The sequence below is a fragment of the Burkholderia sp. lig30 genome, assembly GCF_000687455.2.
Lineage (GTDB): Bacteria > Pseudomonadota > Gammaproteobacteria > Burkholderiales > Burkholderiaceae > Burkholderia.
On record NZ_JGVW01000062.1, the window covers coordinates 1 to 14,203 of the forward strand.

Annotated in this window: 14 protein-coding genes and 1 pseudogene; 7 read left to right on the forward strand and 8 right to left on the reverse strand. The window is 66.2% G+C overall.

Translation table 11 applies throughout. The features are described from left to right. Window positions 1–71: 71 nt before the first annotated feature. The 4 genes from LIG30_RS08135 to LIG30_RS08150 form a co-directional block, all read right to left on the reverse strand. Window positions 72–1,106: an iron ABC transporter substrate-binding protein gene (locus tag LIG30_RS08135; protein ID WP_051994919.1), complete on the reverse strand. Its 1,035-nt coding sequence runs from the start codon at window positions 1,104–1,106 to the stop codon at window positions 72–74. A gap of 34 nt (window positions 1,107–1,140) precedes the next feature. Then, window positions 1,141–2,430, reverse strand: a complete 1,290-nt coding sequence (gene efeB / locus LIG30_RS08140; protein WP_038711166.1) for an iron uptake transporter deferrochelatase/peroxidase subunit — start codon at window positions 2,428–2,430, stop codon at window positions 1,141–1,143. An 8-nt stretch (window positions 2,431–2,438) separates the two neighbouring features. Beyond that, window positions 2,439–3,572 carry a hypothetical protein gene (locus LIG30_RS08145; RefSeq protein ID WP_038711150.1) on the reverse strand — a complete coding sequence of 378 codons (1,134 nt, stop codon included), beginning with the start codon at window positions 3,570–3,572 and terminating at the stop codon, window positions 2,439–2,441. Window positions 3,573–3,642: 70 nt separating this feature from the next. Beyond that, entirely contained in the window at window positions 3,643–5,109 is a 1,467-nt protein-coding gene (locus tag LIG30_RS08150; protein ID WP_038711151.1) for a carbohydrate porin, read from the reverse strand. A gap of 778 nt (window positions 5,110–5,887) precedes the next feature. Between LIG30_RS08150 and groES the strand changes: the two genes are divergently transcribed. Both groES and groL read left to right on the forward strand, forming a co-directional pair. Continuing rightward, window positions 5,888–6,181, forward strand: coding sequence for a co-chaperone GroES (groES, locus tag LIG30_RS08155; protein WP_014897904.1), 294 nt, complete (start codon window positions 5,888–5,890; stop codon window positions 6,179–6,181). 45 nt (window positions 6,182–6,226) lie between these two features. After that, complete coding sequence (groL, locus tag LIG30_RS08160) at window positions 6,227–7,867, forward strand: chaperonin GroEL (protein ID WP_038711154.1); 1,641 nt, start codon at window positions 6,227–6,229, stop codon at window positions 7,865–7,867. Window positions 7,868–8,059: 192 nt separating this feature from the next. Here groL and LIG30_RS08165 read toward each other — a convergent pair whose 3' ends face one another. The 4 genes from LIG30_RS08165 to thiD all read right to left on the reverse strand — a co-directional run bounded on the left by LIG30_RS08165 (window position 8,060) and on the right by thiD (window position 10,937). Then, window positions 8,060–8,509: a hypothetical protein gene (locus LIG30_RS08165; protein ID WP_152986038.1), complete on the reverse strand. Its 450-nt coding sequence runs from the start codon at window positions 8,507–8,509 to the stop codon at window positions 8,060–8,062. A gap of 4 nt (window positions 8,510–8,513) precedes the next feature. Next, a complete protein-coding gene (locus LIG30_RS25165; protein WP_083493947.1) occupies window positions 8,514–9,128 on the reverse strand; it encodes a peptidoglycan recognition protein family protein in 615 nt (204 codons plus the stop codon). Window positions 9,129–9,145: 17 nt separating this feature from the next. Further along, window positions 9,146–9,628 (reverse strand): Hcp family type VI secretion system effector, encoded by a 483-nt coding sequence (locus LIG30_RS08170; protein ID WP_038711168.1) that lies wholly within the window; start codon window positions 9,626–9,628, stop codon window positions 9,146–9,148. Window positions 9,629–10,070: 442 nt separating this feature from the next. Continuing rightward, window positions 10,071–10,937, reverse strand: a complete 867-nt coding sequence (gene thiD, locus LIG30_RS08175; protein ID WP_038711157.1) for a bifunctional hydroxymethylpyrimidine kinase/phosphomethylpyrimidine kinase — start codon at window positions 10,935–10,937, stop codon at window positions 10,071–10,073. Window positions 10,938–11,153: 216 nt separating this feature from the next. On the opposite strand from thiD, the gene LIG30_RS08180 reads away from it, so the two are divergent. From LIG30_RS08180 to LIG30_RS08200, 5 genes and pseudogenes are all read left to right on the forward strand, one after another. Next, a complete protein-coding gene (locus LIG30_RS08180; RefSeq protein ID WP_006400971.1) occupies window positions 11,154–11,324 on the forward strand; it encodes a rubredoxin in 171 nt (56 codons plus the stop codon). Between the two features lie 123 nt (window positions 11,325–11,447). After that, window positions 11,448–12,755: a hypothetical protein gene (locus LIG30_RS08185; protein ID WP_038711158.1), complete on the forward strand. Its 1,308-nt coding sequence runs from the start codon at window positions 11,448–11,450 to the stop codon at window positions 12,753–12,755. Between the two features lie 165 nt (window positions 12,756–12,920). Further along, window positions 12,921–13,499, forward strand: coding sequence for a YqgE/AlgH family protein (locus tag LIG30_RS08190; protein ID WP_038711160.1), 579 nt, complete (start codon window positions 12,921–12,923; stop codon window positions 13,497–13,499). Next, window positions 13,496–13,933 (forward strand): Holliday junction resolvase RuvX, encoded by a 438-nt coding sequence (gene ruvX, locus LIG30_RS08195; protein WP_038711162.1) that lies wholly within the window; start codon window positions 13,496–13,498, stop codon window positions 13,931–13,933. Before LIG30_RS08190 ends, ruvX begins: the two co-directional genes overlap by 4 nt. Beyond that, window positions 13,920–14,203: pseudogene (locus tag LIG30_RS08200) on the forward strand (bifunctional pyr operon transcriptional regulator/uracil phosphoribosyltransferase PyrR); the annotation flags it as partial. The gene ruvX and the pseudogene LIG30_RS08200, both read left to right, overlap by 14 nt.

The window sequence follows — 14,203 nt, forward strand, 5'->3', positions numbered from 1 at the left end:
CCGCCGCCGCGTGGCGGCGCGCTCGCCGGCGCGCGCGGGGCGGGCCGCGCCGGACACGGCGTCGCTCATGGTCAGAGCAGGCCCGCCTGGCGCAGCAGCTTGCCGGCCTGGCTGTCGTCGCCGAGCTGATCGAACGTCAGCGCCGGCGGGGTCAGCTCGTTGAACGGCTTCAGGACCGGATCGGGCGCGACGCCCGGATGCAGCGGATATTCGAAGCTGATGTGGCCGTTGGCCATCAGCTTCTGCGCGCGCTCGCTGACGAGGTAGGCGAGAAATTTCTGCGCGTCCGCCTGGTGCTTCGACGCCTTCAGGACCGCCGCGCCCGACACGTTGATCACCGCGCCGACGTCGCCGTTGCCGAAGTGATGAATCGCGCTGCGCGTCGATTTGTCGCCGAGCTCGGCGTGCAGCCGGTCCCAGTAGTAGTTGTTGACGATGCCCGTCGCCACGCCGCCGCGGTTGACGGCCGCCGTCACGCCTTCGTCGTCGTCGAAGATCTGCGCGTTGGCCTTGAGGCCCTTCAGCCACTGGAGCGTGGCGGCCTCGCCGCGCAGCGCGAGCACCGCGCTGACGAGCGGCAGGAAGTCCGCGTCGCTCGGCGCGACGCCGACCTTGCCCTTCCATTCGGGCTTCGCGAGATCGAGCAGCGACGTGGGCAGTTGCTGCGGCTGGAGCTTCGCGGTGTTGTAGATCAGCACGTTCTCGCGCGCGAGCACGCCGTGCCAGTCGCCGTCGGCCGCATTGAAGCGCGCGGGCACGGCCTGCAGTGTCGGGGCGTCGACCTTCGCGAGCAGGCCCTTGCGGTCGAGCAGCACGAGCTCGGGCGAATTCTCGGTGAAGTACACGTCGGCGGGCGTGCGGTCGCCTTCGGCGACGAGCTGCGCGGCGAGCGCCGGGCCTTCGCCCGAGCGCACCTTCACGGCGATGCCCGTTTGCGCTTCGAAGTCCTTGACGAGCTGGTTGACGACCTGCTCGTGCTGCGCGCTGTAGAGCGTGAGCGTGGCCGCATGGGCGGGCGTGACGGTCAGCGCGCCGGTCAGCATCAGCGCGGCGGAAGCCGCAGCGATCAGATGCCGCACGGGGCGGCGGATGAGGGCGGTGTTCATGTTGGCAACGTGTCAGGAGTTCAGGTCAATCCGCTTACGCATCGAACAGCGCAGCGCCGATGAACGAGCCGGGACGCGCGCCGGGCGGGCACGCGAAGATCGCGCTGCCGACGTGCGTCGTGAACTGGTTCATGATGTCCATCTTCGCGAGCTTCTCGTTGATCGGAATGAAGCCGCGGCGCGGGTCGCGCTGGTGCGCGACGAACATCAGGCCCGCGTCGTACTCGGTCTGCTGGCGCCACGGCGGCCAGCGCTCGATGTAGAAGTTCGCGCTGTCGTTGTACGAATACGCGCGGCGCAGGATCTGCGCGCCGTCGTTCAGCTGCGGCGACGCGAGGCGCGCGTGCGAGTTCTCCGGGATCACCGCATTGCCGTCGCGGTCGACCGCGTCGAGATTGAGCGGCTCGAATTCGTGCTTCTGGCCGAGCGGCGCGCCGCTGTACTTGTGACGGCCGACCACCTGCTCCTGGAAGCCCAGTTCCGTGTTGTCCCAGTGCTCGATCGTGATGCGGATGCGGCGCACCACCGTGTAGGTGCCGCCGTTCATCCACGCCGGGCCTTCGTCGCCGGCCCAGACGAATTCGTTCATCGCGGCCGGATCGGACATCGACGGATTCATCGTGCCGTCCTTGAAGCCCATCAGGTTGCGCGGCGTCTCGCCGGGCTTGCCCGACGTGAAGCCCGCCTGGCCCCAGCGCATCCGCGTCGCGTCCGCGCCGAGGCGCGCGAGCTGGCGCACCGCGTGGAACGCCACCTGCGGGTCGTTCGCGCAGGCCTGGATGAACAGGTCGCCGCCGGTCTTCTCCGGCAGCAGCTGGTCGCCGTTGAAGCGCGGCAGGTCGACGAGCGCCGCCGGGCGCCGCGCGGCGAGGCCGTAGCGGTCCTTGCCGGCCACCGCGAACAGGCCCGGCCCGAAGCCGAACGTGATCGTCAGGCGCGACGCGCCGAGGCCGAGCGCGTCGCCGGAATCGGCGGGCACCTTGTCGTCCGCGCCCGTCGTGGCGAGCGGCTGCGCGGTGTCGCCGCGCGCGAGGCGCGCGGCCGCGTCGGTCCAGGTCTTCAGCAGCGCGATCACGTCTTCGCGCTTGTCGGTGGCGAGATCGAACGCCGCGAAATACGCGTGGCTCTGCTGCGGCGTCACGATGCCGCCCTGGTGCTTGCCATAGAACGGCTCGGCGTCGTCGCGCGCGGCGGCGGCGTGCGGAGTGGCCGCGTTCGCCTGCGGCATCGCGGTGGCCGCGAGCCCGGCCGCCATCGCCGCGCCGCCTGCCTTCAGGAAGCCGCGCCGAGCCGGGCGAGGCGGGGGAGTGAGGTCGTCTGCCATGTCGGTGGTCACTTTGCGAGCATCAGGGTGTTCACGTCGTCTTCGACGTAATAGAACCCGTCGCCTTCCGGCGTCATCGCGATGCCGAACAGGTCGCCGTTGCCGGGGGGCGATTGCGCCTTGTCGGTGTCGATCCAGCGCGCGTACAGCTGCTTGCCGGCGACCGGGTCGATCTCGACGACCTGGCCGTTCAGCGCATTGGTCGCGAGCAGGTGGCCGTTCGGCGCGGTCGCGAGCGCGAGCGGGCGGCGCAGGAAGCCGTCCGCCGTGATCGGGCGGCCGACGCCCGCGCTCGCGTCGCGCGTGAGCGGATCGTCGATCTCGACGATGCGGTTGCCGATCGCGTCGGACACGTACAGCTTCTTCTGGTCGCCCGACAGCGCGAGGCCGGTCGGGCCGACGAGAAACACGCCCTTGTCCGCCTGTGCGCCGAGGCCGCTCGCGACGACCGTCTCCGACTTGACGACGGGCGGCTTGCCGTCGGGAATCGCGAGCTCGACGCGCAGCACGGTGGCCTGCTTGTAGACGGGCGGATTGCCGTCCGCGCCGCCGACGCCGAAGCCGGCGTTGCTGACGAACAGCGTCGCACTGTCGCCGCGATCGACGACGGCCATGTTGCCCCACGGATCGTTGATGTTGTCGCTGACGATGGTCGACGCGACCTTGCCTTGCGGGTCGAGCACGACCAGGCAGCCCGCGCCCTTGGTGTTGGTCGTGCCGTCGTTGCTCGGCGTGCTGCCGACGATGACCCAGCCCGACTTGAGCATCGTCATCGCGGCCGACAGGCCGACGCCGCCCGGACACGCGTGCAGGTCGCGCGGGATGGTCGCGAACACGCTCATCTCCCTGGTCGACGGACGGTAGTCGATGATCGTGGCGCCCGTGCCCTGCAGGTTCGCGGCGTTGTTGAAGTTGTCGACCAGCACGTCGCCCTTGCGGATCGTGCCGGCCGACACCGGCGCGACGGCGATCGCGTACGGGTTCTGGTCGCCGTTTTCCGGGGCCGTGTTGACGAGCGTCGTGTGGCGGTGCAGGGTTTCGAGAAACCCTTGCGGCTCGGCGTGCGCGCCGGCCGCGGCGGTGAGGGCCGCGGCGGCGGTCGCGCCCGCCGCGACGCGGCGAAGCGGTGCGAAATCGATCATGCGAGTCTCCTTGGGGCGCGCCGCCGGGCGGCGCGCGAAAAGCGGGTTGCGTGAGCGCGGGGCGCGGCGGTCAGAACGTGATGACCGTGCGCGCGCCGATGACGAACGTGTTGCGCAGCGCCGCGGTCGGGTCGCTCGGGTTCTGGCCCGCGCCGGCGTTGAACGTGTACTGCGCGTCGGCCGCGATCTGCCACCACGGCGTGACCTGATACTGGTAGGTCGCCTCGAGCGTCGTCTCGCTGGTGCGCACGCCGTACGGGCCGTTCGCGAACTGGCGCGCGGTCTCGTCGAAATCGGTCGTGTGGTTGCCGACGTGGATGTAGGTGACGGCGAGGCCGACGCTGTCGTTGTCGCGGCCTTCGAACGGCCCTTTCAGCACGATGCCGGCGTTGGCGGCGAAGCTCACCAGGTTGCGGTCGCCGGGCGCGCCCATCACCCGGGCGAACACGCCGAGGCTCTTCGCGCCGTTCGGGTCCGGGCGCCAGATCATCTGGTCGGCGACCGCATAGAAGCTGTAGTTGCCGTGACGCGATTGCGCGGTGCCGCCCGATGCGGGATTCGCGAGCGACAGGCCGTCGACGCCGTCGTTCTGGTCTCCGAAGCGGCCGTTGTGATACCAGACGCCGACCTTGTACGTGCCGGGCAGCCCGTTCGAGCGGCCGGTGTCCATCTCGCCGTCGGACGGCTGGTTGAGCGCGTACTGCACTTCGCCGATGTAGAGCGTGCCGTTGTGCAGGTTGAAGTTGGTGCCGCTCAGGTTGTTCGGGTTGTTGCCGAGCGGATCGCCGTCGAACACGCCCGCGAGTGCGGTGACGTGCGGCGCGATTTGCGCGCGCACGCGCACGCCGAGCGCGGCGAGCGGGTATGCGGGGCCGCCGCTCGGCATGTCGTAGGTCGGCAGCGCGGGCCAGCCGAACATCGTGTTGATGAACGTGTTCGCGTAGGTGCTGACCATGAATTCCTGGTCGAGGCTCTGCTGGCCGATCTTGATGTCGACGCGCTTGTCGAGGAACGACTGCTGGTACCACAGCTCCCAGAGGCGCGTCGTGTCGTCCGTCTCGATGCCGCTCGCGGTGTTCAGCGTGCCGAGATTGTGCTGGCTCAGGTTGCGGCCGTGGATCTGCAGCGCGCTCGCGTTGAAAGTGCCGCCCGGCAGGCCGATCGCCTTCTGGGTGTCGACGCTGAGGGTCATCGTCGTGAGGCCATCGTAGGCGCCGCCGCGCCGCAGGCCGCCGCGCACGTTGGCGAGATACTCGCTCGTCTCCGTCAGCAGCAGCGTCGCGCCGTACCTGCCGAGCCACGGGCGCAGGCCGCCCATGTCGCCGAGCAGGTTCTGGCGGGTCCAGATGCCGGTCCACATGTTGGTCGGCTGCGCCTGGATCGCGCGATCGGCTTCGGGCGCTTCCGGCTGCGCGTCGACGGAGGTGTCGGCGAGCGCGGCGCTGCTGGCGAGCCACGCGCACGCGAGCAGCGCCGCGCGGGCGGCTGTGCGTTGTCGCGGACGGATGGCGGAACCCAGGAACGGCACAAGTCTCATTTCAATCCCTTTGTTTTCCTCGATCGGGCGGCCGGTGAAAAAGCCTCCCCCGACGAGTCGTTGTCTGGTGAGTCGGAAGCGCGCAACGAGCGCGACGCGGCTGCATCGTATTCATGCGAAACATTAAAGTCAATGCAAATGCGAATGATTCGCATCTAAATTACGGGGTGTAATGAGGAAGCTTACGGGTGAGGTGGAAAGAGGTTCGGAAAGTTATTGTTATGTAATGTTGTTTGTAATGTATTTGAATGAATTCGTGGGTGCCGGGCGGAAGGCTGCGCGGGCAGAGCGTGCGTCACGAAGCCGGCGGCGCGCGGCGCTCGAGGCGGGCTTTTCGCCGGCGTGCGCCGGTGTCGCGGACGGCGCCCGGATCGCCAGCCGCGTTTGAACGGAGGCGGTGGGGTGGACGGATGCGCACGCATTCATGTGGCCGATGCCGTCCCGGTTGCAGCGCGTGTTCCGGTGCGCGACTGGAATCTCCGCCGCACGCCGGCGGATATTTCGTCGCCGGTGCGACAGGGTTTTCCCGCGGATGGTCGCGCGTCATGCGCACGTGGGGCCTTCCAATGCGATGATTCGATTGGCAATTATGGGCCGCAGCGGCGATCGGGGTGCGCTTTTCCGATACCCGCGCCGACGCATTTCCCCTCCTTGAATTTGTCAAAACCCGTCCATATAATTAGCACTCGCTGCACGAGAGTGCTAACAATTTTCTGCCGGGCGCTCCGCCGGGCAGATTCCCAAGCGTTCTTCAATCTCAATCAAGAGAGGAGTGAATATGAACCTTCGTCCTTTGCACGATCGCGTGATCGTCAAGCGCCTCGATCAGGAAACCAAGACCGCGTCGGGCATCGTGATCCCCGAAGCCGCGGCTGAAAAGCCGGACCAGGGCGAAATCCTGGCCGTCGGCCCGGGCAAGCGTGACGACAAGGGCGCAGCCATCGCCCTCGACGTGAAGGTCGGCGATCGCGTCCTGTTCGGCAAGTACGCTGGCCAGACCGTCAAGGTGGACGGCCAGGAACTGCTCGTGATGCGCGAAGAAGACATCATGGCCGTGGTCAACGCGCAGTAAGCGTCCACACGGTTCACATTCCCAAAGAATTCAAGGAGTTAGAAGATGGCAGCTAAAGACGTCGTATTCGGCGATTCCGCCCGCTCGAAGATGGTCGAAGGCGTGAACATTCTCGCCAACGCAGTCAAGGTCACGCTGGGTCCGAAGGGCCGTAACGTCGTGCTCGAGCGCAGCTTCGGCGGCCCGACGGTCACCAAGGACGGTGTGTCGGTTGCGAAGGAAATCGAGCTGAAGGACAAGCTCCAGAACATGGGCGCGCAAATGGTCAAGGAAGTGGCTTCCAAGACCAGCGACAACGCAGGCGACGGCACGACGACGGCAACCGTCCTCGCGCAATCGATCGTCCGCGAAGGCATGAAGTACGTCGCATCGGGCATGAACCCGATGGACCTGAAGCGCGGCATCGACAAGGCCGTTGCAGCGGCAGTCGAAGAGCTGAAGAAGATCAGCAAGCCGTGCACGACGAACAAGGAAATCGCGCAAGTCGGCTCGATCTCGGCGAACAGCGACACGTCGATCGGCGATCGCATCGCTGAAGCGATGGACAAGGTCGGCAAGGAAGGCGTGATCACCGTCGAAGACGGCAAGTCGCTGGCCGACGAGCTGGACGTCGTCGAAGGCATGCAATTCGACCGCGGCTACCTGTCGCCGTATTTCATCAACAATCCGGAAAAGCAAGTCGCCGTCCTCGACAACCCGTTCGTGCTGCTGCACGACAAGAAGGTGTCGAACATCCGCGATCTGCTGCCGGTGCTCGAACAAGTCGCGAAGGCAGGCCGTCCGCTGCTGATCATCGCTGAAGACATCGAAGGCGAAGCGCTCGCGACGCTGGTCGTGAACAACATCCGCGGCATCCTGAAGACCGTTGCGGTCAAGGCGCCGGGCTTCGGCGATCGTCGCAAGGCGATGCTGGAAGACATCGCGATCCTGACGGGCGGCCAGGTGATCGCCGAGGAAACGGGCCTGACGCTCGAGAAGGCGACGCTGGCAGAACTGGGCCAGGCGAAGCGTATCGAAGTGGGCAAGGAAAACACGACGATCATCGACGGCGCAGGCGAAGCTGCCAGCATCGAAGCGCGCGTGAAGCAAGTGCGTACGCAGATCGAAGAAGCAACGTCGGACTACGACCGCGAGAAGCTGCAAGAGCGCGTGGCCAAGCTGGCCGGCGGCGTGGCCGTGATCAAGGTTGGCGCTGCAACCGAAGTCGAAATGAAGGAAAAGAAGGCACGCGTCGAAGACGCGCTGCACGCGACGCGCGCAGCCGTTGAAGAAGGCATCGTGGCGGGCGGCGGTGTTGCGCTGATCCGCGCGCGCGTTGCGGTGTCGGGCCTGAAGGGCGTGAACGCCGACCAGGACGCGGGCATCAAGATCGTGCTGCGCGCGATGGAAGAGCCGCTGCGTCAGATCGTCACGAACGGCGGCGAAGAAGCGAGCGTCGTGGTGGCGGCAGTTGCAGCAGGCAATGGCAACTACGGCTACAACGCAGCGACGGGCGAGTACGTCGACATGGTTGAAGCCGGTGTCGTCGATCCGACCAAGGTGACGCGCACGGCGCTGCAGAACGCAGCATCGGTCGCAGGCCTGCTGCTGACGACGGACGCAGCTGTCGCCGAACTGCCGAAGGAAGACGTTCCGATGCCGGGCGGCATGCCGGGCGGCATGGGCGGCATGGGCATGGACATGTAATCGACTTCGGTCGATGGTGTCCGGAACGCGCGGCGACGCGCGTTCCAGCCAACAAAAAGACCCGCAGCGATGCGGGTCTTTTTTCGTTTACACGTTCCTGTCGATTGCTCCCGTCCTTCCGGGACAGGGCTGTTTCGGATGCGGCCCGTTGCGGCGCACGAGGGCAAACAAGTGATTCGCCGCCGGGGATGGTTAGAAGCCTGGCACGTAGCACGACGCTTCGTCATCCGCGTCGTGGAGACCATAGCCGCACATGAATGGATCGTGCCAGCCGTTTTCCCGGCCGTTGTAGAGATAGACCGTGTTTTCGCTGGATGCCCACGTCAGTGAAGCCGTGCCGCTGGAGTAGATGCGCCATTTACCCGCGCTCCCGTCCGGAAAGGAAACGGTTCCGCTTGCGTAGCAGGGCGAATAGTAATCGTGCGCGACGAGTTTGCCTTCGATCGGCGACGCCCTGGAAAAGAACCGCTTCAGCTGTGCGGCAGTCGGTGTGAATGTCCTGCACGCCTCGCGGGTCAATGGATCACTCGCAACGGCGGACCAGCCGGATTCTTCGATGGTTACCGCGCTTACCTCTCTAGCCTCGCAAATGGACATGGGGATGCACACGGCGGCTACGGTTAGATACTTGTCCAGACCCATTTCGTCACTCCCATCTTGCCGTGCTCGCTTCGGATGCGTTTTTCCGCCCGACTTCCGGGTGTCGATATACTTCATTCATTCGGACGTTCCGGCTTTCGGATAATTCCTGTATCAGCCATTTGAGAGAGGAATTCTGTTCGTCTGTTGCGTTTTCGTAAACCAGATCGTTGGTTTTTTCGTCCTTGTAGTACATTCCAACCAGCTCAATCCCAATCGAGTCGGCATTCGATGGGTAGCGATTCGGAAATTCCTTTTTCGATTCATGCCGATGAAACGCGGCGGGACCGGCGCGGAATTTCTTTCTTGCTTCCTGAAGATCGGTGGGGGAGCACTGTAGCGTGTTGATGCAACGGGATTGCAATTTTCCGACGTGATTGGTGACCCTGTTCAAAGATGCTGTCTGGTAAATGGTTCCATCTTTGTCGATCAAAAAATGCGCACCGTTGGGTGTGTACGTATTGCTTGCGTAGCTATTGAAGGTGCTTGAGGTTGTGGTCCCTCCTGTTTGATGGACGACTATCCCATTCACTTTTTCCATTGGCCCGCGTTCAATGGAGGGAAATATCTTCACGATGACGCGCACCGCATCCACGTGGCCGTGCCTTGAAATGAACAGCATGGTTGTCTCCCCGACTATCAGATCACTTGGTTGGTTTTGATGTCGTATCCCATGCTCACGGTTCCACCATGTCCGCCTTGGGCGTTCTGGATCGCATACTCCTGCCTCACGCAAGCGAATGAGAGGTGTACCTCCTCTCGCGGCATGGCCATGTTGTAATTGCTTATCGGGTGGACTCGAGTGATCAGTACGTCATCCATTGTGATCTTCAGGTATTCGAGTGGTGTGCCTCCCGCTTTGCGCATCACCAGAGTTGCCTGGTCGATATGCTTTCCCGCCAGGCAATGCAGCATCAGGTTCGGCGACGCGCGATCGACATAATGCTCGAAGATCAGGTCGTCAACGGCGCATTTCCCTGTCCCGCGCCCACTTCCTGAATGCATGTCAGATTGCTGGCTTACGGACCAATCCCATGTCAATACATCGATCTCATGCGAATGCAGGGCGTCTCGAGATTCGCCATCGATGCCAGTCAACTTCAAGAAAATATCCTGTGCCATCGCGTTCTCCTTCATGTTGGTCCTGTTTTTCAAGGCCGAAAAATGATGTCGGCTCTCGGTGGATTGAACCTAGCATGCTGGATGGTGGTGATCTATGAGACTGGTACGATTGTTGGATTGCTTTGGGATCGCGCGCGGAGGGAAATGTTTCGAACGTTAAATCGTCGAACCCGCTGCCTATCCGGCGCGCACTCCCCGGGATAGCTCAGGCAATAGGGGATGCATCCCGATGGATCGGGGTGCTCGGAGGAGGGGATATTTAAGGCGGGGTGAAAGCGTGGCAGGCATCACACGGCGCAAGCGGGTATTGATACGTCGCGTGCAGCCATGCTGACCTTTCGATGCCGTGCCGGCACCCCGATCAAGGTCACTTCATGCCGGTGGTGTGAGAGGGCGCGGATGTCGATCGCCTGTTCAGATGCCCGTCGCCTTCCCGCCGTGCTCAGTGCCGGTGCGACGTCCTCGGAGCCACATCGGGCGTCGCGGCAGGCGGGGACGCCGCCTCGTCGTTGCTGCGCGCCCAGAAGAAGCGGTCGGGCAGATACGCGCCCATGCCCGGCCTGAACGCGTCGCGCATCGCCTGGTACAGGTACTCCTGCGCCTCGCGCACCGCCTCCGGCGGCTCCTGGCCGTTCGCGAGCAGCGCCGCGATCGCCGCGCCGAGCGTGTCGGTGATGCCTGTCAGCCGGTGCGGCGTGCGGTCCCACATGTCTTCGCGGATCTGGCCTTCGTCGCTGTACAGCGTATTGACGAGCCGGTGCGAGCCGACTTCCGTCGCGAGAATGTACTCGCAGCCTTGCGCGAGCAGATGCGATATCGCGGCGTCGAGGTTCGGCGTTTCGGCGTCGCCGTCCGGCTGCGCAAGCGCCAGAAGCGTCGCGTGGTCGGCGACGAGCAGCGTGGTCTGCGGCGCGAGCAGGTCGGCGATCGATTCGCGCAGGTCGTCCGCGGCGAGCACGTGCTCGTCGTCGAGCGTGAAATCGGGTGCGAGCACGAGCGGCACGTCGTCGTAGTCGGCGACCACTTCGGCGATCGCGCTGACCACTTCCGCGCGGGTCGCCGCGCCGATCTTGAACGCGGCGACCGGCATGTCCTCGAGCAGCATGCGCGCCTGCGCGGCGACGGTGTCGGGATCGAGGCCCGTCACTTCGTCGCAGGCGGCCGAGTCGCGCACGGTGTAGCCCGTCAGCACGGACACGCCATGACAGCCCATGCTCGCCAGGGTCATCAGATCGGCTTGGAGGCCGGAGCCGCCGGTGGGATCGGACAGGCCGAAGGTGAGGACGATCGGAGGGGCGTTGCTGGACATGGACGAATGGGCAAGAAAGAACGGTGAAGCGGAACGGGCTGCACCAGCCGGGTGCGCCCTTTGCAGTCATTATGCGGCGGAATCCGCCGCATTGAGCGGATTTTTTAGCGCATCGCAATCTATGTGCTCCATTAGAGGCTGATCGCTAGGCAGTCAGGCCCCGACACGGTACCATCATGGCTCTCGAATTTACCGACTTTCCCAACGCGGCTTAAGATGGAATACAAGAGCTGGATGTGCCTGATTTGTGGCTGGATTTACGACGAAGAAGCCGGGCTGCCCGATGAGGGCATCGCCCCGGGCACGCGCTGGGAAGACGTCCCGATCAACTGGACGTGCCCGGAATGCGGCGCGCGCAAGGAAGACTTCGAGATGGTGCAGATCTGATCTGACCATCCCGCTCAGGGCATTCCGCTCAGGCTTCGCGCGTTGCGGCACCCCCGGCCCGTCGGCCAGGGGGGCCGCAACGCGCGTGAAATCGCTGTGTCACGACAGGCGCGAGTGTCCATCATGATGTCCGATCCGGTGGCAATCCCCGTAGTCGATGCGCTGCCGAACCCGCGAGGCGGCGCCGTGCGAGCGGCCGAGGCGTGGCTGGCGGCGGCGGACGAGGCGTTTCGCCGCCATGACGACGCGTCGGGGCCACTGTCGGCCGCCGCCGCCGTGCTGGCGGAGGCCGGCTGGCTGCCGGCGTCGCGCTTCGCGAGCCAGCTCGGGCAGGCCGCGTCGCTGGTCGGCACCGAGCCGTCGCCCGCCGGGTTCCGCGCGGCGCTGCGCGATTTCCGCATGGCCGTCGCACGGCACAATCTTCGCGAGCAGGCCTGCTCGCCGATCCTTTTCGAGCATTTCCGCGTGTTGCGCGCGCAAAGCGCGGCGGACCTGCGCGCGCCGGTGCCGCTCGACGCGCTCGCGCTCGCCGGCCGCGTGGTGCCGCCCGCGTCGCTGCGCGCGTTGTCCGGCGCCGCGTCCGCGCGGATGCGGGCGCATTACGAACAGGCGTTGCTGGTCGTGCTGCGCGCCCAGCAGGTGCCGTCCGGCGCGGCGCTCGACGAGATCGACGCCTGCGCGGCCGAGCTGGCCGGCGACGCGCCCTACGATTTCTGGCGGCTGGCGCTCGCGTGCATGCGCGCGTTGCGCGCGAGTGGCTCGCCCGACCTGAAGCGCTTTCTCGCGCGCACGAACCTGCTGCTCGGCGAGCACGTGCTCGGCCGGACGGTGGCGCCGCCCGAGCTGGTGCGGGAGACCGTCGCGTTGCTCTGGCGCGATTTCGCGCTGTTCGGGGCGGCAGCGGAGGACGTCGCGCTGGTCGACGTGCTGCACGATTACGGGCTGACGGTCGACTGGCACGTGGCCGGCACGCCGGCGTCCGAGGCGTTGTGGGAGGCGGACGCCGCGCGCGCCGAGCTGGACGCGGTGGCGGCGGCGCCGACCCGCGAGCTGGGCGTCGTGACCGTCAACGCGCATGCGTACGAGGATTTCCTGCAGACCGCCGACGCGTCGATGGCGGACCTGTCGGCCGATCCGGCCGCCGGCGCGGGCGCTGCATGGCGCGCGGCCGACGCCGCCTACCGGGTGGGCGCGGCGGCCAGCGCGCTCGGCCTCGGGCATGCGGCGCTCCTCGCCGACACGCTCGGCCTCGCGTGGCGGCGCGCCGCGCATGACGTGGCGGCGGGCGAGGACGGCCACGCGGCGCACCGCCAGGCGTCGGACATGCTGCGCGCGGCGCTGCTCAAGATCGCGGCGGGCATGGCGCCGCCCGACCTCACCGCCGCGTGCGGCGCGCTCGGCGCATCGCTGGGCGGGGCCGGGCATGGATGATGCCTGCCCGCGCGGCCCGCATGATGGCGACGCAGTGATGCCGTCGGCCCCCGCGCGCGTGATAGAGTGCCGTGTGATCCGCCCGTCGCGCCGCCCGGGCAACGCGGCGTTGCTTGTTGATCGCGGCATCAGTCAGGCCGCGAGGTCTTTGCTAAAATTCAAACCATGTCGAAGAGTTCCGATCGCATCAACCTTACCAACCAGTTCCTGATCGCCATGCCGAACATGGCCGATCCGACGTTCTCGGGAACTGTGGTCTACCTTTGCGATCACAGCGAGCGCGGCGCGCTCGGCCTCGTCATCAACCGTCCCACCGACATCGACCTCGAAGCCCTGTTCAACCGCATCGATCTGAAGCTCGAGATCGAGCCGCTGCTGCACATCCCCGTGTATTTCGGCGGCCCGGTGCAGACGGAGCGGGGCTTCGTGCTGCACGAGCCGGTGGCGGGCAGCACCTACAACTCGTCGATGTCGGTCGAGGGCGGGCTGGAGATGACGACGTCGAAGGACGTGCTCGAGGCGGTCGCGACGGGCACCGGCCCGAAGCGCTTCCTGCTGACGCTCGGCCATGCCGGCTGGGGCGCGGGGCAGCTCGAGGAGGAGATCTCGAAGAACGGCTGGCTGACCGTGGCCGCCGATCCGCGGATCGTCTTCGACACGCCCGCCGAGGAGCGCTTCGAAGCCGCGCTCGGGCTGCTCGGCGTCAGCTGGTCGATGCTGTCCGGCGAAGCAGGGCACGCATGAGCGGCCCGGGCTCGCGCGACGCGACGCTCATGGCGTTCGATTACGGCGAAAAGCGCATCGGCGTCGCGATCGGCAATACGCTGACGCGTTCCGCGCGCGCGCTCGTCGTCATCCAGAACCTGAACCGCGAACACCGCTTCAAGGCGGTCGGCGAGCTGCTGGCCGAATGGCGGCCCGACGCGCTCGTCGTCGGCCTGCCGATGCATCCGGACGGCACGCCGCACGACATGACGCAGCAGGCGACGCGCTTCGGCAACCAGCTGAACGGCCGCTTCGGCCTGCCCGTGAGCTGGGTCGACGAGCGTTATTCGTCGGTCGAGGCGGCAGCCGACCTCCGCGCCCGTGCCGGCCGCGCCGACATGCTCGACGCCGAGGCCGCCCGCGTCATCCTTCAACAGTATTTCGATCAATTGTCCGACCATGAGCACCATTGATGCCGAGGCGCTGTACCGCGCGCTGCTCGATCAGATCCGCGGCGCGTATGGCGACGCGTTCGCCGCGCCGGGCGGCCCCGTGCTCGCCGGGATCCACAGCGGCGGCGCATGGCTCGCCGAGCGCCTCGCGCGCGACCTGGGGGCGCCGGGCTTCGGCGTCGTCAACGTCGCACTGCACCGCGACGACTACGCGAAAAAGGGCCTGCACAGCCAGGCGAGCCCGACCTCGCTGCCGTTCGAGGTCGACGGCGCGCGCATCGTGCTCGTCGA